Annotated in this window: 15 protein-coding genes; 5 read left to right on the top strand and 10 right to left on the bottom strand. The window is 75.2% G+C overall.

Features of this window, described 5'->3' with window-relative positions; genetic code table 11:
• Window position 1: 1 nt before the first annotated feature.
• The 7 genes from murD to rsmH form a co-directional block, all read right to left on the bottom strand.
• Complete coding sequence (gene murD / locus OG335_RS27240; protein ID WP_405013759.1) at window positions 2-1,429, bottom strand: UDP-N-acetylmuramoyl-L-alanine--D-glutamate ligase; 1,428 nt, start codon at window positions 1,427-1,429, stop codon at window positions 2-4.
• On the bottom strand, window positions 1,426-2,487 hold the full coding sequence (gene mraY, locus OG335_RS27235) for a phospho-N-acetylmuramoyl-pentapeptide-transferase (protein WP_405013758.1): 1,062 nt from the start codon (window positions 2,485-2,487) through the stop codon (window positions 1,426-1,428). Before mraY ends, murD begins: the two co-directional genes overlap by 4 nt.
• Window positions 2,484-3,887: a UDP-N-acetylmuramoyl-tripeptide--D-alanyl-D-alanine ligase gene (gene murF / locus OG335_RS27230; protein WP_405013757.1), complete on the bottom strand. Its 1,404-nt coding sequence runs from the start codon at window positions 3,885-3,887 to the stop codon at window positions 2,484-2,486. The genes mraY and murF overlap by 4 nt, the downstream gene beginning before the upstream one ends.
• A complete protein-coding gene (locus OG335_RS27225) occupies window positions 3,884-5,587 on the bottom strand; it encodes a UDP-N-acetylmuramoyl-L-alanyl-D-glutamate--2,6-diaminopimelate ligase (protein ID WP_405013756.1) in 1,704 nt (567 codons plus the stop codon). Before OG335_RS27225 ends, murF begins: the two co-directional genes overlap by 4 nt.
• Complete coding sequence (locus OG335_RS27220) at window positions 5,587-7,683, bottom strand: peptidoglycan D,D-transpeptidase FtsI family protein (RefSeq protein WP_405013755.1); 2,097 nt, start codon at window positions 7,681-7,683, stop codon at window positions 5,587-5,589. Before OG335_RS27220 ends, OG335_RS27225 begins: the two co-directional genes overlap by 1 nt.
• Complete coding sequence (locus OG335_RS27215) at window positions 7,680-8,108, bottom strand: cell division protein FtsL (RefSeq protein ID WP_405013754.1); 429 nt, start codon at window positions 8,106-8,108, stop codon at window positions 7,680-7,682. Before OG335_RS27215 ends, OG335_RS27220 begins: the two co-directional genes overlap by 4 nt.
• A gap of 154 nt (window positions 8,109-8,262) precedes the next feature.
• Window positions 8,263-9,231, bottom strand: a complete 969-nt coding sequence (rsmH, locus tag OG335_RS27210; RefSeq protein ID WP_405013753.1) for a 16S rRNA (cytosine(1402)-N(4))-methyltransferase RsmH — start codon at window positions 9,229-9,231, stop codon at window positions 8,263-8,265.
• Between the two features lie 513 nt (window positions 9,232-9,744).
• On the opposite strand from rsmH, the gene OG335_RS27205 reads away from it, so the two are divergent.
• The 4 genes from OG335_RS27205 (at window position 9,745) to OG335_RS27190 (ending at window position 15,483) form a co-directional block, all read left to right on the top strand.
• Complete coding sequence (locus tag OG335_RS27205) at window positions 9,745-10,281, top strand: beta-class carbonic anhydrase (RefSeq protein ID WP_405013752.1); 537 nt, start codon at window positions 9,745-9,747, stop codon at window positions 10,279-10,281.
• Between the two features lie 468 nt (window positions 10,282-10,749).
• Window positions 10,750-11,700: an AAA family ATPase gene (locus OG335_RS27200; RefSeq protein ID WP_405015540.1), complete on the top strand. Its 951-nt coding sequence runs from the start codon at window positions 10,750-10,752 to the stop codon at window positions 11,698-11,700.
• Window position 11,701: 1 nt separating this feature from the next.
• Window positions 11,702-13,048 carry a DUF58 domain-containing protein gene (locus tag OG335_RS27195; RefSeq protein ID WP_405013751.1) on the top strand — a complete coding sequence of 449 codons (1,347 nt, stop codon included), beginning with the start codon at window positions 11,702-11,704 and terminating at the stop codon, window positions 13,046-13,048.
• Window positions 13,045-15,483 (top strand): transglutaminaseTgpA domain-containing protein, encoded by a 2,439-nt coding sequence (locus tag OG335_RS27190; RefSeq protein WP_405013750.1) that lies wholly within the window; start codon window positions 13,045-13,047, stop codon window positions 15,481-15,483. The genes OG335_RS27195 and OG335_RS27190 overlap by 4 nt, the downstream gene beginning before the upstream one ends.
• A 143-nt stretch (window positions 15,484-15,626) precedes the next feature.
• Here the strand turns inward: OG335_RS27190 and OG335_RS27185 are convergent, their stop codons facing one another.
• The 3 genes from OG335_RS27185 to OG335_RS27175 form a co-directional block, all read right to left on the bottom strand.
• Window positions 15,627-16,010, bottom strand: coding sequence for a DUF3040 domain-containing protein (locus tag OG335_RS27185; protein ID WP_405013749.1), 384 nt, complete (start codon window positions 16,008-16,010; stop codon window positions 15,627-15,629).
• 273 nt (window positions 16,011-16,283) lie between these two features.
• The gene (locus tag OG335_RS27180; RefSeq protein WP_405013748.1) at window positions 16,284-17,036 is read right to left on the bottom strand and encodes a methyltransferase domain-containing protein; all 753 of its coding nucleotides are present in this window, start codon (window positions 17,034-17,036) and stop codon (window positions 16,284-16,286) included.
• Window positions 17,037-17,119: 83 nt separating this feature from the next.
• Window positions 17,120-17,743, bottom strand: coding sequence for an SAV_6107 family HEPN domain-containing protein (locus OG335_RS27175; protein ID WP_405013747.1), 624 nt, complete (start codon window positions 17,741-17,743; stop codon window positions 17,120-17,122).
• Between the two features lie 602 nt (window positions 17,744-18,345).
• Here OG335_RS27175 and OG335_RS27170 point away from each other — a divergent pair.
• Window positions 18,346-18,954, top strand: a complete 609-nt coding sequence (locus OG335_RS27170; RefSeq protein ID WP_405013746.1) for a DUF4126 domain-containing protein — start codon at window positions 18,346-18,348, stop codon at window positions 18,952-18,954.
• Window positions 18,955-18,956 lie beyond the last annotated feature (2 nt).

Raw genomic sequence — 18,956 nt, 5'->3', positions numbered from 1 at the left:
GTTACTTCGTCAGTTCCGTGACCGCTGCGGCGAACAGGTCACCGCGCTCACCGTAGTTGGTGAACATGTCCATGGACGCGCAGGCCGGCGCCAGCAGGACGGTGTCACCCGGTCTGGCGAGCGAGGCCGCCGTCCGCACCACCTCGGTCATCGCCACCGCGCCAGTCTGGCCCTCGGCGGCTTCGACGACCGGCACATCCGGGGCGTGTCGCGCCAGCGCCTCGCGGATCAGCGCGCGGTCCTGGCCGATGAGCACGGCGGCGCGCAGCCCCGCGGCGGCACCCTCGACGAGCTCGTCGAAGGTGGCGCCCTTGGCGAGTCCGCCGGCGATCCAGACGACCGGCTCGTACGCGGCGAGGGAGGCCGCGGCGGCGTGCGTGTTGGTGGCCTTGGAGTCGTCGATGTAGGTGACCCCGCCGATCTCGGCGACGTGCGCGATGCGGTGGGCGTCGGGCCGGAAGGCCCGCAGGCCGTCGCGGACGGCCTTCGCGTCGACGCCGTAGGCGCGGGCGAGGGCGGCCGCGGCGAGCGCGTTGGCGACGTTGTGCGGGGCGGGCGGCACGATGTCGTCGACCGCGCCGATCTCGGCCGCGTTGTTGGCGCGGTCCTCGACGAACGCCCGGTCGACGAGCAGGCCGTCGACGACGCCGAAGTCGGACGGGCCCGGCGCGGCGAGGCCGAAGCCGACCGCCCGGCAGCCCTCCTCGACGTCGGCCTCGCGGACCAGCGCCTCGGTGGCGGGGTCGGCGAGGTTGTAGACGCAGGCGACCCGGTTGCCCTCGTAGATGCGGCCCTTGTCGGCGGCGTACGCCTCCATGGAGCCGTGCCAGTCGAGGTGGTCGGGGGCGAGGTTGAGCACGGCCGCCGAGTGCGGGCGCAGCGAGGGCGCCCAGTGCAGCTGGTAGCTGGAGAGTTCGACGGCGAGCACGTCGTACGGCTCGTCGGCGAGCACCGCGTCCAGCACGGAGACCCCGACGTTGCCGACGGCGGCGGTGCGCCGGCCGGCGGCGGTGAGGATCGAGGCGAGCATCTGCACGGTGGTGGTCTTGCCGTTGGTGCCGGTGACGGCCAGCCAGGGGGCCGGCTCGCCGGTGCTCACCAGCGGTCGGCGCAGGCGCCAGGCGAGTTCGACGTCGCCCCAGACGGGCACGCCCGCGGCGTCGGCGGCCGCGAACAGCGCGCTGCCGGGCGCCCAGCCGGGCGAGGTGACGACGAGGTCGGTGCCCGCGGGCAGGGTGTCGCCGTCGCCGAGGCGGACGGTGACGCCCGTGAGGGTGCCGGCCTTGGCGCGGAGCGCGGGGCCGTCGCCACCGTCGACGACGGTGACCTCGGAGCCGAGGCCGGCGAGGACCCGGACGGCGCTGACGCCGGAGAGTCCGAGGCCGGCGACGACGACGCGGAGGCCCGCCCAGTCGGGGTTGTCCGTCATCCGGCCACCCATCCTGCGTAGAAGAGTCCGAGGCCGACCGCGACGCACAGGCCCTGGATGATCCAGAACCGGACGACGATCAGCACCTCGCTCCAGCCCTTGAGTTCGAAGTGGTGCTGGAGCGGGGCCATCTTGAAGACGCGCTTGCCGGTCATCCGGAACGAGCCGACCTGGATGATCACCGAGAGGGTGATGATCACGAAGAGGCCGCCGAGCAGGGCGAGCAGCATCTCGGTGCGCGAGCAGATCGCGAGGCCGGCGAGGGCGCCGCCGAGCGCGAGGGAGCCGGTGTCGCCCATGAAGATCTTGGCGGGCGAGGTGTTCCACCAGAGGAAGCCGAAGCAGGAGCCCATGAGGGCGGACGCCACCACGGCGAGGTCCAGCGGGTCGCGGACGTCGTAGCAGTTGGCGGTGGCGGTGATCATGTGGGCGCAGGTCTGGCCGTACTGCCAGACGCCGATGAACACGTACGCGCCGAAGACCATCACCGAGGCGCCGGTGGCGAGGCCGTCGAGGCCGTCGGTGAGGTTCACGCCGTTCGACATCGCGGCGATCATGAAGTAGGCCCAGATCACGAAGAGCACCGGGCCGACGGACCAGCCGAAGTCCTTCACGAACGACAGGTGGGTCGAGGCCGGGGTCAGGCCACGGCTGTCGCTGAACTGCAGCGACAGCACCGCGAAGGCGAGGCCGACGAAGGACTGCCCGAACAGCTTCGCCTTGGCGCGCAGGCCGAGCGAGCGGCGCTTGACCACCTTGATGTAGTCGTCCAGGAAGCCGACCAGGCCCAGACCCACTGTCAGGAACAGCACCAGCAGGCCGGAAGCCGTGGGCGACTCGCCCGTTATCGCCTTGGTGGCGAAGTAGGCGATCAGCGTCGCCAGGATGAACGCGATGCCGCCCATGGTGGGCGTACCGCGCTTGCTGTGGTGCGCCTTGGGACCGTCGTCACGGATGTACTGGCCGTAGCCGCGCTTGGCCAGCAGTTTGATCAGCGCGGGCGTGCCCAGCAGCGACAGCACCAGGCCGATGCCGCCGGAGAAGAGGATCTGCTTCACTGGACGGCCCCATCGGCGAGCAGGGCATCGGCCACCTTCTCCAGGCCGGCCGAACGGGAGGCCTTCACCAGCACCACGTCCCCTGGCTGCAGCTGACTGCGCAGCAGCTCGATCGCCGCGTCCGCGTCGGACACCAGCACCGACTCCTCACCCCACGAACCTTCGTTCCTCGCGCCGAGTTCCATGCAGGCCGCCTCGCGTCCGCCCACCGCCACCAGTGTGGTGACGTCGAGCCTGACGGCGAGCCGCCCGATGGCGTCGTGCTCGTCGAGGCTGTCCTCGCCGAGCTCCCGCATCTCACCGAGCACCGCCCAGGTGCGGCGGCGCCCCGGGCCGCGGCCGGCCATCGACACGAGCGCCTTGAGCGCGGCCCGCATCGAATCCGGGTTCGCGTTGTAGGCGTCGTTGACGACGGTCACGCCATCGGCCCGGTCGACGACCTCCATGCGCCAGCGGGACAGCGCGCCCGCCTCGCTGAGGGCTTCGGCGGTGTCGTCGACGGGCATCCCGAGCTCCACCGCCACCGCTGCGGCGGCGAGGGCGTTCGAGACGTGGTGCTCACCGTACAGGCGCAGGTTCACGGGTGCGGAACCGGCTGGGGTGATCAGCGTGAAGGACGGCCGTCCGGCGTCGTCCAGGTGAACGTCCGTGGCACGGACGTGGGCGTCCGGGCTCTCGCCGAACAGCACGACCCGGCCCTTGGTGCGCTCGGCCATCGCCCGCACCAGCGGGTCGTCGGCGTTGAGCACGGCGATGCCGTCGGTGGTCAGCGCCTCGACGATCTCGCCCTTGGCCTGGGCGATGCCCTCCTTGGAGCCGAACTCCCCGACGTGCGCGGAGCCGACGTTGAGCACGACCGAGACGTTCGGCGGGGTGATCGAGGTCAGGTACTCGATGTCGCCCTTGTGCCGGGCACCCATCTCCAGGACGAGGTGACGGGTCGTGCCCTCGACCCGCAGCGCGGTCATCGGGTGGCCGATCTCGTTGTTGAGGTTGCCGGGCGGGTAGACCGTCTCGCCGTGGCGCTGCAGCACCTGGGCGATCAGGTCCTTGGTGCTGGTCTTGCCGGACGAGCCGGTGAGCGCCACCACGCGGGTGTCGTGGGCGCGTTCGACGACGGCGCGGGCGAGCCGGCCGAGGGCGGCCACCACGTCGTCGACGAGGATCGCGGGCACGCCGACCGGTCGGGAGGCGAGCACGGCGACCGCGCCGTCGGCGACGGCCTTCACCGCGTAGTCGTGGCCGTCCACGCGCTCGCCGACGACCGCGGCGAACAGCCCGCCGGGCTGCACCTGCCGCGAGTCGACGACCACGGAGCCGGTCACCAGGGCGTCCGGGTCGGCGCCGTCGAGGGTGCCGCCGACCGCCGCGGCGGCCTCGGCCAGGGTCAGTGCGATCACGGCTGCTCCACTCCTTCGGTAACGCGCTCGCCCCCGGGTGCTCCTGGCCCGGGGCGGGTGCCGTGCACGATGGCCGCGCGCAGCACCTCCCGGTCGTCGAACGGGCGGACCTCGCCCTTCGCGTACTGCCCGACCTCGTGGCCCTTGCCGGCCACCAGGACGGTGTCCCCGGCGTGCGCGCGGGCGACGGCGACGGCGACGGCGTCGGCTCGGTCGGGCACGACCAGAACCTCGCCGCGCTGGTCCTCGGGCACCTCGGCGGCTCCGGCGAGCATCGCGGTGAGGATCGCGAGCGGGTCCTCGGAGCGCGGGTTGTCGCTGGTGAGGACGGTGGTGTCGGCGATCGCGGCGGCGATGGCACCCATCGGGCCGCGCTTGAACGGGTCGCGGTCGCCGCCGCAGCCGACGACGACGTGCAGCCGGCCCTTGGTGACCTCGCGCAGCGACTCCAGCACGGCGCGCAGGGCGTCCGGCTTGTGCGCGTAGTCGACGACGGCGACGTACGGCTGCCCGGCGTCGACCCGTTCGAGGCGGCCGGGCACGCCGGCGGAGGCGGCGACACCGGCGACGGCGTCCTGCAGCGGGATGCCCGCGGTGACGAGGACGGTGATCGCGCCGAGCGCGTTGGCGACGTTGAACGGGCCGGGCAGCGGTACGGAGGCGTCCGCGGCGGCGCCGTCCGGGCCGAGCACGCGGAAGGTCGAGCCGGCCGGGCCGAGCTGCACGTCGACGGCCCGCCAGTCGGCGGCCGCCTCGCCCCGGGCGGAGAACGTCACGACCGGGATCGGCGCCTCGCCGGCGAGCCTGCGGCCGTACGCGTCGTCGAAGTTGGCCACCCCGAGGCGGGCCTTGTCGGTGTGGAAGAGCCGGGCCTTGGCCCGGTAGTAGTCCTCCATGTCGGGGTGGAAGTCGAGGTGCTCGGGGGTGAGGTTGTTGAACAGCGCGACGTCGTACAGCACGCCGTCGACCCGGCCGAACACCAGCGCGTGGCTGGAGACCTCCATGACCACGGCGGCCGCGCCGCGCTCGCGCATCACCGCGAGGACGGCGTGCAGGTCGGTCGACTCGGGGGTGGTGCGCTCGCTCTTGATCCGCTCGTCGCCGACGCGCATCTCGACGGTGCCGATCACCCCGGGCAGCATCCGGGCGCCGCGCAGCCCGGCCTCGACCAGGTAGGAGGTGGTGGTCTTGCCGTTGGTGCCGGTCAGCCCGATCATCAGCAGCTGCTCGCTGGGGCGGCCGTACACGGCGGCGGCGAGGCCGCCCATGGCGCCGCGGACGTTGTCGACCACCAGCAGCGGCACCCCGGCGCCGGCGGCCTGTTCGGCGCCGGCGGGGTCGGTCAGCACCGCGACGGCACCGGCCCGCACGGCCTGGCCGGCGAACGCGGCGCCGTGGTGGTTGGCGCCGGGGAACGCCACGTACACGTCGCCGGGGCGGACGGCCCGGGAGTCGTGGGTGATGCCGGTGACCGCCGGGCCCTCGGTGGGCGCCACGTCCAGCAGGCGGGCGACCTCGGCGAGCGGCAGCGACGCCGGGCCGGTCGGTCGGGGCGGGCTCGCGGAGATTTGATCGGGTTTCGGCACGGCGGGCAGGGTATCGGCCGGAGGGCCTCCAGGGCCAAACCGGGCGGGGCCTTCCCCGTCGTGCCGGTCGGGGCGGTGCGGCGGCGTACCGCGGTGGCCGGGGGTGTCGCTCATCAGGGCTTCCAGTCGACGGGCAGGTTCGGCGCCTCGCTCCCGCTCGGCGCGACCCGCAGGGTCTTCAGGGCGAACTCCATCACCTGCTTGAACACCGGCCCGCACAGCTGGCCGCCGAAGTGGCCGTTGACCGGGTCCTGGATGACGCAGGAGACCGTCACCCGGGGCTGGTCGGCCGGTGCGAAGCCGATGAAGGAGGCGGTGTACCCGGAGTACCGGCCGGTCTTCGGGTCCACCCGGTTGGCGGTGCCGGTCTTGCCGGCGACCCGGTAGCCCGGGATCTGCGCCTTGGTGCCGGTGCCCTGCTCGTCGGTGACGACGGACTCCAGCATCTCGGTCAGCGTCTTCGCGGTCGCCTCCGTCACCACCCGGGTCTGCGCGCCCGCCGGGGCCGGGGTGTAGCGGCCGTCCGCGCCGGTGCTGCCCATGACGAGGCTCGGGGCGACCCGCAACCCGCCGTTGGCGATGGTGGAGAACACCGACGTCGCCTGGAGGGCGTTCACCGCCAGGCCCTGACCGAACGGGATGGTGTACTGCTGCGAGCCCTTCCAGTCCTCCGGCTTCGCGAGGATGCCGCGGGTCTCTCCGGGGAAGCCGAGGCCGCTGGGCTGCCCGATGCCGAACTTCGTCAGGTAGCCGCCGAGCACCCGGTTGGCCTCGGCCTGGTTCCTGCCGAGGTGCTCGGCGGCCTCGATGGTGCCGATGTTGGACGACTTGGCGAGCACGCCGGCCAGGGTCAGGTACCAGGTCTCGTGGTCGATGTCGTCGTGGAAGACCCGGTCGGAGCGCTGCAGGGTGTTGGGCACGGTGACGTGGGTGTCCCAGGTCGCGGTGCCGGTGTCCAGCACGGCGGCCATCGTCATGAGCTTGGCGGTGGAGCCCGGTTCGTACGCGTCCTGGACGGCGGCGTTGCCGAGCTGCTCCGGGCGGGCGGAGGCGAGCTTGTTGGGGTCGAGTCCGGGCGAGGTGGCCATCGCGAGGACCTGACCGGTCTTCACGTCCTGCACGACGACGTAGCCCTTCTCCGCGCCGGCGTTGGCGACCTGGTCGGTGATGGCCCGCTGGGCCGCCCACTGGATGTCCCTGTCGACGGTCAGCCGGAGGTCCGCCCCGGGCACCGGGGCCTGCCGGCCGCCGCCGGAGCTGGGCACGATCCGCCCGCCCACGGAGGCGTAGGTGGAGCGGCCGTCGACGCCCGCCAGGTCCTTCTGGTACTGGAGTTCGAGGCCGCCGGTGCCGGTGCCCTCCGCGTTGACGAAGCCCACCAGGTTGCCCGCGAGGTCGCCCGCCGGGTACACCCGCCGCTTGCTCGGCGCGTACACGACGCCCGCCAGCGGGTTGGTGCAGGCGGTGTCGACCGCGCTGCGGCCGCCCTGGTCCTCGGGCTTGGCGAGCAGGCGGCGCTGGGCCGCGCAGGCCTTGGTGTCGGCCTGCTTGGCGAGGCGGGTCCTGAGCTCGGAGATCCGGTTCTTGGTCTCCGGGGTCTGCCGGGCCGCGAGCAGCGCGTACCGGCTCCTGGGGTTCTTGGCGTTGAGGTGCAGCAGCCCGGCGACCTTCTCGCGGGTGACGTCGAGGAGCGGCGCGAGCAGCGCGGCGGCCTGTTCGGGCGCGTCCGGGATGTGCGTCGCCTCGGGGGTGAAGAGCGTCGGGTCGGCGGTGATGTCGTACGCGTCCACGGTGGTGGCCAGGACGGTGCCGTCGGAGGCCGTTATCGATCCGCGCTCCGCGGAGAGCACGACCGGCATGTACTGGTTGGCGCCGGCCTCGGCGGCGAGCGCGTCCGAGTCGAGGAGCTGGAGCTGCACGAGGCGCCCGGCGAAGACCGAGAGCACGACGACCAGCGCCATGCCCGCGAGCCGCAGCCGCTTGCGCGGGTCGGCGAGCCGGATCGGCTGCGGGCGGGACGCCGGCCGCGCCGGCCTGCGGCGGGGCGGGGAGGTGCCTGCGGTGCGGCGCGGCGCCGGGCGGTCCGGGTCGCCCGCGCGCGGGCGGGGGGTCTGCGGGCGGCCGACGCGGCCGCGGGACGGGTCGCCCGGGCGGGCCGGGCGCTGCGGGCGGCGGTCGCCGGGGTCGCGCGGGCGGCGGGGGGTGCTCATCGGGCCCTCCCGGCCTGCGCGGAGGGGGCCGGGGAGAGCGGCGGGGCGGGGGCGATCCGCACGCCGTCGTCGGTCGGCGACGGGCCGGGCGCGGGGGTCGGCGAGGGGTCGGCGGGCGCCGCGGTCTCCTCGGGCCGGCGCACCACGGGGCTGTCCTGGGCGGCGCCGGGCCTGCCCAGCACGCTGCCGTCGTCCTGCAGGAACGCCGGGCCGCCGCCGGGCACCATGCCGAGCTCGCGGGCGCGGCGGGAGAGGGCGTCCGGAGCGGCGTTGCCGTCGATCTGCTCCTGCAGGCCCTGCCGTTCGTCGGTCAGGTCGGTGGTCTGCTTCTTGAGCCGGGAGAGCTCGAACGAGCCCTCGTTGAGGGCGGTGTTGAGCATCAGCAGGCCGAGCAGCCCGCCCGACAGGAGCATGACGACCAGCACGGCGAACGGGGTCCGTCCGCGGGCGGGACGGAACCCGGGCCCGGCGGTGATCCGCGCTCTGCCCCCCTGTTCCGGAAGCGCCCCTCTCCCCCGGACCCGCCCTCCGCCGGCCACCGGCACCGCACTCTCCCTCATCGCCGTCGATCGCGTCCCGTCACCGCCGGGCCGCCCTGATCCTCTCCGCCACGCGCAGCCGGACGGGCGCGGCGCGCCGGTTCTCCTCGATCTCCACCTCGGTGGCCAGCTCGGCCCCGCGGGTGTGCAGCTTCAGCCGGGGCTGGTGCTCCTCGGGGACGATCGGCAGCCCGGGCGGGGCGGTGTTCGCGGCGCCGGCCTGGAGGTACTGCTTCACCAGGCGGTCCTCCAGCGACTGGTAGGACATCACCACGATCCGCCCGCCGACCGCGAGGACGCCCAGGGCGCCGGGGACGGCCCGGTCGAGCACCTCCAGCTCCCCGTTGACCTCGATCCGCAGGGCCTGGAAGGTGCGCTTGGCCGGGTTGCCGCCGGTGCGCCTGGTCGCCGCCGGGATGGCGTTGCGTACCAGTTCGACAAGACGCGCACTGGTGGTGAACGGTTCCTTCGCCCGCTCCCGCAGGATCACCGAGGCGATCTTGCCGGCGAACCGCTCCTCGCCGTACACCTTCAGGATCCGGGCGAGGTCGCCGTGGCTGTAGGTGTTGAGGACGTCGGCGGCGCTGAGACCGCGGGTCTGGTCCATGCGCATGTCGAGCGGGGCGTCCTGCGCGTAGGCGAAACCGCGCTCGGCCTCGTCCAACTGCATCGAGGAGACGCCGAGGTCGAAGAGCACGCCCTGCACCTCGGCGATGCCGAGGTCGTCGAGCACCCGCGGGATCTCGTCGTACACGGCGTGCACCAGCGTGGCGCGGTCGCCGAACCGGGCGAGCCGCTCGGCGGAGAGCTTCAGCGCGACCGGGTCGCGGTCGACGGCGACGAGCCGGACCTCGGGGAACTGCGTGAGCAGCGCCTCGCTGTGCCCGCCGAGGCCGAGGGTGGCGTCGACCACGACCGCCCCCGGGGCGGAGATCGCCGGTGCCAGGGCGTCCATGCAGCGCTGCAGCATCACGGGGACGTGCCTGGGTGCCGGACTCTCGTTGCTCATTGCGCGGTGGCGCCCTTCCTCGGTGCGGCCGCCCGGGCCCGGACGGCTGCGCCCATTCTCGCCCACCGCCCGCGGCGTCCCCGACGCCGCCCGTGGTCCCCGCCCGCTCGCCTGGGGAAGGAGTGACCGCCCGGCACCGGGGAAGGTGCGCCAGGTGGCACAGGAGCGGGTGGAGGCCGCGGACCGCGTGCGGGGGACGGCCGCGGGACGCCCCCGCGGGGGCCGTACGGGCGGTGCTCCGACGCGCCGCCAGACTATCGCCCGGGCCCGCCGAGTCAACGCTCCGCGGCGGTGCACCACCCGGCCGGAGGTACGGGTGCGGCGCAGGTCGGGAGCGGCGGGCCGGGCCCGGGCCGACCGGCGGCGGCCGGGTGCACCGGTGCGGCTCCACGCCTCCCGTACCCGGAGGAAGCGGACATCGGGGACACGCTCGGGCCGGCTGCGGATATGCACTCGATCACAGCGGCCGGGCGGCCGCACCACGGCGGCGGAAATCGCATTACCTTCGTCACCATGACAGTGACCCCCGACCGGCCCGTGCCGAACGCCGCTGCCACCGACCACGGCATCACCGACCGTTTCATCGCCTCCAACCGCACGTACGCGGTCGACTTCCGCGACGGTGGCATGAGCGCCAGGCCCGTCCAGAAGGTCGCCGTGGTGGCGTGCATGGACGCCCGTCTCGACCTGTTCGCCGCGCTCGGCCTGGAGCTCGGCGACGCCCACATCATCCGCAACGCCGGCGGTGTCGTCACCGACGACACGATCCGCTCGCTCACCATCAGCCAGCGTGCGCTCGGCACCCGCTCGGTCGTGCTGATCCACCACACCGGCTGCGGCCTGCTCGGACTCACCGAGGACTTCCGCCGCGAGCTGGAGCTGGAGGTCGGCCAGCGCCCCACGTGGGCGGTGGAGGCCTTCGTCGACCTCGACGGCGACGTGCGGCAGTCGATGGAACGGGTCCGCACCTCCCCGTTCCTGCCGCACACCGAGGACATCCGCGGTTTCGTCTTCGACGTCCACACCGGGCTGCTCCGCGAGATCGCCTGACCGGCGCGGGCCGCCCGCCCGCGCCTCCCACCCCTCACAGGCCCGTCCCCGACCCGGCCAGCGCCGTCCGGGTCCCCGCCTGCTCCCGCGGTGCCGTCCCCGCGGCGGCGACGGCCCGCGACGGTCCCCGCCCGCCCCGGCACCACGCCCGGCATCACGCCCGGCGGCGGGACGAACCGGGACACTGCACGCGTCTCGCCCGCCCGAGTGACTTCGGGCCGCCCGACAGGGAAGAATGCCCGGTGCAGGCCCGTCCCCGATCCACCAGGGCGGCTCGCCGCACGCCCACCGCCCGTGCCACTCCTCGCCGGAACCGCGCACGCCCGCCGGGCGTCGCGTCTTCGGGTGGGCCGGCCCTCCGCCGGCACGAGTGGTCCACATGGGAGTGAACGGGTGACGACCTACAACACGCAGGGCACGACGGGCGCGGCGCGTTCCGACGGCTTCGGGCCGCGCAGGTCCGCGGGGCTGCAGGAGCTGGGCGCGGTGGCCGAGCGGATCCGCGGGTCGGTCGAGAGCGTCATCGAGGGCAAGCCGGAGGCCGTCCGGATCGCGCTGACCGTGCTGCTCGCCGAGGGGCACCTGCTGCTGGAGGACGTGCCCGGCGTCGGCAAGACCATGCTCGCCAAGGCCCTGGCCCGCTCGGTCGACTGCACGGTGCGCCGCATCCAGTTCACCCCGGACCTGCTGCCGTCCGACGTGACCGGCACCAACGTCTTCGACCAGCACCAGCGGGACTTCGAGTTCAGACCGGGCGCCATCTTCGCGCAGATCGTGGTCGGCGACGAGATCAACCGGGCCTCGCCCAAGACCCAGTCCGCCATGCTGGAGTCCATGGAGGAGCGCCAGGTCACCATCGACGGCACCACCTACGAGCTGCCCTCGCCGTTCATGGTGGTCGCCACGCAGAACCCGGTCGAGATGGAGGGCACCTACCCGCTGCCCGAGGCGCAGCGCGACCGCTTCATGGCCCGCGTCTCCATCGGCTACCCCAGCGCCGACGCCGAGTTCGCCATGCTGGACGTGCACGCCGGCGCCAACCCGCTGGACGACCTGCAGCCCGTCGCCCACGCCGACGACATCCTCAAGCTGATCGGGCTCGTCCGCACGGTGCACGTCGCCGACGCGGTCCGCCGCTACGCCGTCGAGCTGGTCTCCGCCACCCGCAGCCACCCGGAGCTGCGCCTCGGCGCCTCCCCGCGCGCCACCCTGCACCTGGTGCGGGCGGCCCGCGCCGCCGCCGCGCTGGACGGCCGCGACTACGTGCTCCCCGACGACGTCCAGGCGCTGGCCGTGCCGGTGCTGGCGCACCGGCTGCTGCCGACCGCCGAGAGCCAGCTGAGCCGCCGCACCGCCGAGCAGGTCGTGCTCGACCTGGTGGCGCGGCTGCCGATCCCCCGTCCGCAGGGGCGCGGCTGACGTGGCCGCGGGCGAGAACCCCCCGGGCCCGGCGGGCGCGCGCGCCCCGCACGGGCTGCGGTCCGGGCTGCGCGGCCTGACCACCCGGGGCCGGTCCTTCCTGGCCGCCGGCATCACCGCCGCGCTGTGCGCGTACGTCTTCGGGCAGGACGCGCTGCTGCGGGTCGGCGTGCTGCTGGCGGCGCTGCCGCTGGCCGCCGCGCTCCTGCTGCTGCGCACCCGCTACCGGGTGGCGGGCGGTCGCCGGCTCACCCCGCACCGCACACCCGCCGGCCAGGAGGCCCGGGTGCACCTGCGGCTCGACAACGTCTCCCGGGTGCCGACCGGCGTGCTGCTGCTGGAGGACAGGGTCCCGTACGTGCTGGGGCCGCGTCCGCGCTTCGTGCTCGACCGCGTGGAGCCGCACGGCTACCGCGAGGTGTCGTACCGGGTGCGGTCCGACCTGCGCGGCCGCTACCCGCTCGGGCCGCTGCAGCTGCGGCTGTCCGACCCGTTCGGGATGTGCGAGCTCACCCGCTCGTTCAACGCCTCCGACCTGCTCACCGTGGTGCCGCAGGTGCAGACGCTGCCCCCGGTCAAGCTGCCCGGGGAGCGCGCCGGGCACGGCGACACCAGTGCCCGCGCGCTGGCCCTGGCCGGCGACGACGACGTCATCCCGCGCGAGTACCGGCAGGGCGACGACCTGCGCCGGGTGCACTGGAAGTCCACGGCCCGCTACGGCGAGCTGATGGTGCGCCGCGAGGAGCAGCCGCTGAAGGCCCGCGCCGCGGTGCTGCTCGACACCCGGCACCTCGCGCACCGTGGCACCGGCCCGGGCTCGTCCTTCGAGTGGGCCGTCGGAGCCGCGGCCTCCGTCGGCCTGCACCTGATCGAACGCGGCTACCGCACCCGGCTGATCACCGACACCGGCCGGTCGGTGCCGACCGCCGGAAGCTCGGTCACCGCGACGGCCGCCGAGGCGGGCGGCCTGCTGCTCGACGAGCTCGCCGTCGTCGACCACTCCGACGGCGGCGGGCTGGCCCGTGCCGAGGAGGCGCTGCGCGGCGGCGAGGGCCTGCTCGTGGCCGTCGTCGGCGCGCTCGACGACGAGCAGCTCGACCGGCTGGCGCGGCTGCGCCGCCGGGCCGCCGGCGCGGTCGTGCTGCTCCTGGACACCGACACCTGGGCCGGGCTGCGCCACGTGCTCCCGGACACCCCCGACGCCGCCTTCGCCGAACAGCAGAAGCTGCTGCGCCGGGCCGGGTGGACGGTCGTGCCCGTACCGGCCGGCGCGTCGCTGCCCGAGCTGTGGCGCTCCGCCGACCGCACCGACGAGGCCGGCCCCTACCGAGACGAGGTCGGCGCGTGACCACCCGGGCCAAGTTGACGCTCTGCGCGGCGGGCGCGACCGCGCTCACCGCACTGTGCCTGCTGCCGCTGATGACCACCAACGGCTGGATCGCGCAGGCGTTCCTGCTGGTCGCCGTCGCGGCGGGGGCCGGGGCCGGGCTGCGCCGCATCGTGGTGCAGAGCTGGGCCGTGACCCCGGTGCAGCTGCTCGCCGTGCTGTACGTGCTGATGCTGACCTCGGTGCGCTCGTCGATGCTGTGGGGCGTGGTCCCCGGCGGGCGGGCGCTCGACGCGGTCGGCGGTCTGATCACCGACGCCGGCACCGACCTCGGCCAGTACGCCGTCCCGGCGCCGGCCACGCCCGGGCTGCGCCTGGTGCTGGCCGGCTCGGTCGGCCTGATCGCGGTGCTGGTGGACGCCCTGGCGGTGACCCACCGGCGGGCCGCGGCGGCCGGCCTGCCGCTGCTCGCCCTGTACTCGGTCGGCTGCGGCCTCTCCGGGGCGGGTGCCGAGGCGTGGGTGTGGTTCGTGCCCGCGGCGGGCGGCTACCTGATGCTGCTCCAGGCGGAGGGCCAGGACCGGCTCTCGCGGTGGGGCCGGGTGTTCAGCGGCACCGGGCGGGCCTCGACCAACGCGCCGGTGCACAGCGGCCACCGGGTCGGCGTGGTCGCGCTGGTCCTGGCGCTCGCCGTGCCCGCGCTGCTGCCGCAGGCCGGTCTCGGCCTGCTCGGCGGTGTCGGCGGCAGCGGCACGGGCGGCGGCAGCGGCACGGGATCGCGCGTCACCTCGCTCAACCCGGTGGTGGCGCTCACCGAGAGCCTGCACCGGGCGGACCCGGTGCAGATGCTGGAGTACTCCACGGACTCCCCGAACGCGGCCCAGATGTACCTGCGGATCGGCGCGCTCGACGACTTCAACGGCGTCGACTGGCGGTTCTCCGACCTGCCCCTGCAACCGCGGCCCAATCCGCTGCCCAAGGTCTCCGGCCTCTCGTCGGCGGTGGCGGTGTCGCAGGCCCGCACCGAGGTCGCGGTCTCCGAGAACCTGCGCACGGACTGGCTGCCGATGCCGTACCCGGCCGACCGGCTGACGCTGTCCGGCCAGTGGAAGTACGAGCCGGAGAGCCGCTCGGTCGTCGGCGACAAGGGGCAGAAGACCGACGGCGTGCGCTACGACGTCACCAGCCTCGACGTGCAGCCCACCGCGGAGCAGCTGCGGTCGGCGGGGCCCGCCCCGGACGACCTGTCCGCCCGCTACCTGCAGCTGCCGGACACCCTGCCGCCGCAGGTCGCGCAGACCGCGGTGGAGGTCACCGCCGGCACGTCGAACGCCTTCGACCGCGCGGTGGCGCTGCAGGAGTGGTTCACCTCGCCGGAGTTCCACTACGACACCGACATCGAGGCGGGCACGGGTCCCCGGGCGATCCTCACCTTCCTGCGCGACCGCCGGGGCTTCTGCGTGCACTTCGCGGCGACCATGGCCGCGATGGCCCGCACCCTCGGCATCCCCGCCCGGGTGGCGATCGGCTTCACCCCGGGCACGTCGACCGGCAGCGGGACGTTCGTCGTGCGCTCGACCAACTACCACGCCTGGCCGGAGCTGTACTTCGCCGGCACCGGGTGGGTCCGCTTCGAGCCGACCCCGCCCGCCGGGCAGGGCGCGGTCGTGCCGAGCTACACCCGTGAGGAGATCACCCCGGCCCCCGGGGCGACCACGGCGCAGCCGACCGACGAGCCCGCCGACACGGCCTCCTCCGCCCCGAGCGACGGCGCGAGCTGCGCCGCCGTCGGGCACGGCGTCGAGGAGTGCGCCGACCCGCTGGCGACCCCGGCCTCGGCCGGGCGGGACGAGGCGTGGTGGGTGTCCTGGCGGGCGCTGGCGGCGTTCTCGACGGTCGGCCTGGCACTGCTGCTGCTGGCGGTGCCCGCCCTGTGGCGGGTGGCGCTGCGGCGGCGCCGGCTCGGCGCGGGCCGGCACGGGCCGGGCCCGGACCGCGGCGGCCTGACCGACGCGCAGGTGCTCGCCGCGTGGCAGGAGCTGATCGACTCGGCGTGGGACCTCGGCATCCCGCCCGACGACGCGCGCACCCCGCGCCGCACGGTCGACCGGATCGCCGACCTGGGCGAGCTCGACGCCGACGCGCGGGCGGCGGCCGGACGGGTGGCGCTGGCGACCGAGCAGGTGCTGTACGCCCGGGAGGCCGGCTCGCCGGCCCCGCTGGCCGCGGACGTCCGCGCCGCCCGGGACGCGCTGCGGTCGTCGGCCGGCCGGGTCGGGCGGGTGCGCGCGGTGCTGCTGCCGCCGTCGGCGGCGCGGCTGTGGTGGCGGGCCGCCGACCGGGTGGCCGCCGTGCGCGGCGCGGGCCGGGACCGGGTGCGGCGGTGGCGGGACGCGGCGGGCCGGGCCGGCCGGCGGGTGCTGCGGCGCTCCTCCGGCGGCGGGCCGCAGGCCTGAGCCGACCGGATCCGCGCGAGGCGGGACGGCACGACGCCGGGGGCGGACGGTTCGGGTGAACCGTCCGCCCCCGGCGGTGTCTGCTCTGTTCCTGTCCGTCGGGCCCGTCACGGGCGGGCCCTGCCCCTGTCGGCGGGCGGCGGCTAGATGCCGTCGTGCTCGTCCCGCCGGCGCTGCCAGCGCTGTTCCATCCGGTCCATCACATTGGCCTTGCGGCGGGGAGCGGGTGACGCCTTGGGGCCCGCGCCGTGCCCGAGGGCACCGCGCCGCCATCCGGTCACGGCAAGGACCGCGCAGCCAAGCATCACCAGGAACCCGATCACGCTCACCCAGATCTGCTGGGCGACCATGCCTCCCATGAGGAGGGCGATGCCCACCACGAACCCCGCGGCGGCCAGGTAGACCCTCCGACGGGTGTAGGTGCGCAGCCCGGTTCCCTCAAGCGCAGACGCGAATTTGGGATCTTCGGCGTACAGCGCTCGCTCCATCTGCTCGAGCAGTCGCTGCTCGTGCTCCGAGAGCGGCACGGAGTCCTCCTACTCGTCGGTCGCGGGGCGACCGGTCCGCCACCCCTGGGCCTGATCCTGTGTGGTCCATATGCCCCAGGCGTTCGGGTGTCATGCTTTCCGGCTTTACCCAGATCATACGGTCCACGCGGCCGGTTCGGGGTGGTCGGCGGCACGTGCCATCGACCACTTCCGCAGGTCTCGCACCGGTGCCAACGTCGGAACGGGGGCACAAGTGCCCGGAACATCGGAATCGGTGCAGGACAGCGGCCCGGCGTCCGGTCCGGGCGGGTGTCAGACGAGGGCGGCGAGCAGGTGCAGCTGGGTGGCCACGGCGTGGAAGGCGGGCTGGTCCGCCGCGGCCTGCTCCAGCCGGAGCAGGGCTTCCAGCGCACCCGGTTCGGTGTCGACGAGCACCCCGGGGACGAGGTCCGCGAAGACCCGTACTCCGTGCACGGAGCGGACGTGGAGGCCCGCGGTGGCGGCCAGCGTGCCGAGTTCCTCGGCGGAGAAGCGCCGCGGCGTCGGGTCGTTGGCGCCCCAGCGGCCGTCCTCGGCCGCCAGCGCGGTGCGGGCCTCGGCGAAGTGCCCGGCGAGGGCGCGGGCGAGCACCGCGCCGTTGCGGTTGGCGGCGAGGAGGCTGACCAGGCCGCCCTTGCGGAGGGTGCCGGCGAGGCTGCCGAGCGCCTCGGCCGGGTCGTCGACGACCTCCAGCACGCCGTGGCAGAGCACCGCGTCGACCGAGGCGGCCTCGACCACCTCGGGCAGGGTCTGGGTGTCGCCCTGCACGGCGCGGACGAGGTCGGTGACGCCCGCCTCCGCGGCCCGGCGCTCCAGGGCGAACAGCGCGTCGGGGCTCGGGTCGACCACGGTCACGCGGTGGCCGAGCCGGGCGACCGGCACGGCGAAGTTGCCGGTGCCGCCGCCCGTGTCGAGGACGTCCAGCACCGGCCGGTCGAGCTCCACGGCCTGCTGCTCCAGCGCCTCGCACAGCACCTCCCAGACCACGGCGGTACGCAGGGCACTGCGGGGACGCGTCGGGTACACGGCGGGGCTCCTCGGTAGGGGTGGATCACCGGACGGGTCCACCTTAGACCGACCGGCGGCACCGCCCGCGGCGTCGCGTCGGGTCAGTCCGCGCCGAACGGTAAGGGCTGCTGCGGGACCGACGGATGCAGCCCCAGCAGGCGCTCCACGATGCGCAGGTACAGGCCGGTGTTGCGGATCAGGTCGTCGGCGTCCCGCGGGCCGGCGGCGCCGCGGATGCCGGCCTCCGCGGCGGCCCGGCGGCTCGCCCCCGCGGCGAAGTACACGGCCCACTCGGAGAGTTCGGGTGCGACCTCGGGCAGCAGCTCCCAGGCGCTGCGGATCGCCTGGCGCCGCCGGGCGTTGCGCTCGGGGCGCCCGCGCACCGCGAGGACGGCGGCGGTGGTGCGCAGCGCGGCGAGGTGCGCGGCGGCGTACCGCTCCAGGGGGTCGGGGAGGGCGCGCGCGGCGTCGAGGGTGCGGTGGGCCTGGCGGAGCAGGTCGAGGGCCGCGGGCGGGGCGGCGGTCCGGCGGACCACCGGGTGCACGTCGCCGGCCCGGGTCCCGCCCGGGTGCGGTGCGACGGGGTGCACGACCGGGGGGTGCGGTGCGGCGGGGTGCGGTGCGGCGGGGTGCACGCCGCCCGGGCGGGCGGCGCCGCGGTCGGCGGCGGGCGGGGGTTCGGCGGCAGGGCGGCGGGTGACGCGCTCGGGACGGCTGACGGTCATGGTCTCCCCCGGTCCGATGCGGGCGCCCGGGCCGGTCGGCCCGCGCCCCTACAGCGTGACAACCCCCACTGACAATCCCCGTGCACGGACGGTCCGGGCCGGATCGGCGGGACGCCGCCGGGGAACGACGGCGGGGGCGGCAGTCCGCGGCCGGCGCGACACCCCCGTCGCCGTCCGGCCGGGCGCTGCCGCCCCGCGTGTCCGCCGGAGGCGGCCCCCCGGCGCCCCCGGTCCTCTCCCCCGTCCGGACCGTCCCCCCGGACCGCGCTCCGCCGCCCCGTGTCGGCGGTCCGCGGCCCCGGTCGGCCCGTACGCGCGACCGGGCCGGGCCCGCCGGTCCCCCACGGGCGGCGGGCGGTCCCGGTCGCTGCCGGGCGGCGCCCACCTCGCAGGGGCTCCTCCCGGTGCCCCCACTCTCTCGTCCTCGCAGGTCACGGGGCATCCGTCGGCGTACTCAACCGGTGGCCTGAGTATCCGTACTCAGAGGGCGGCCGGCGGGCGGTCCGGGGGAACCGCCGGCGCTCGCCGTGCGTCCTGTCGACGTCGGTACGGTACGGTCCCGTGCGCCCGGGTGTCGGGCGGGCCGGCGAGGGGAGCCAGAGTTGAGCGTCATGCCGTTGATCTTCACGAGCGGCTGGGCGAGCGGGGTCAACGCCTACGCGGTGGTGCTGCTGCTCGGCCTGTTCGGCCGGTTCGGCGGGGCCGAGGCGGTGCCGCCGGCCCTGCAGCGCACCGACGTGCTCGCCGCGGCGGCGGTGCTGTTCCTCTGCGAGGCGGTGGCCGACAAGATCCCGTTCGTCGACAGCCTGTGGGACGCCGTGCACACGGTGATCCGCCCGGCGGCGGGCACGGTGGTCGGCGTGCTGATGGCGAGCAACGACCCGGGGTCGCTGAGCGAGGTGGCGGCGGGTGCGCTCGGCGGCACGACGGCCCTGGTCAGCCACGGCATCAAGGCCTCCCTGCGGATGGCGGTCAACACCTCGCCCGAGCCGGCGTCCAACATCGTGGTCAGCCTGCTGGAGGACCTCTCGGTGGCCGGCCTGGTCACCCTCGCGATCTTCCATCCGTGGGTGGCGGCGTCGACGGCGGCGGTGCTGCTGGCCGCGGGCGTGCTGCTGGTGTGGTTCGCGGTGTCGCGCATCCGCCGCTTCCGGCAGCGCCGCCGGGAGCGCAGGGCCGCGCGCACGGTCGCCGCCCAGCCGCAGTACTGACC

This window comes from Kitasatospora sp. NBC_01539, from assembly GCF_045040525.1.
Taxonomy (GTDB): domain Bacteria; phylum Actinomycetota; class Actinomycetes; order Streptomycetales; family Streptomycetaceae; genus Kitasatospora.
The sequence above is the reverse complement of the archived record's forward strand: the minus strand, read 5'-3'. Positions and strand labels throughout refer to the sequence as shown.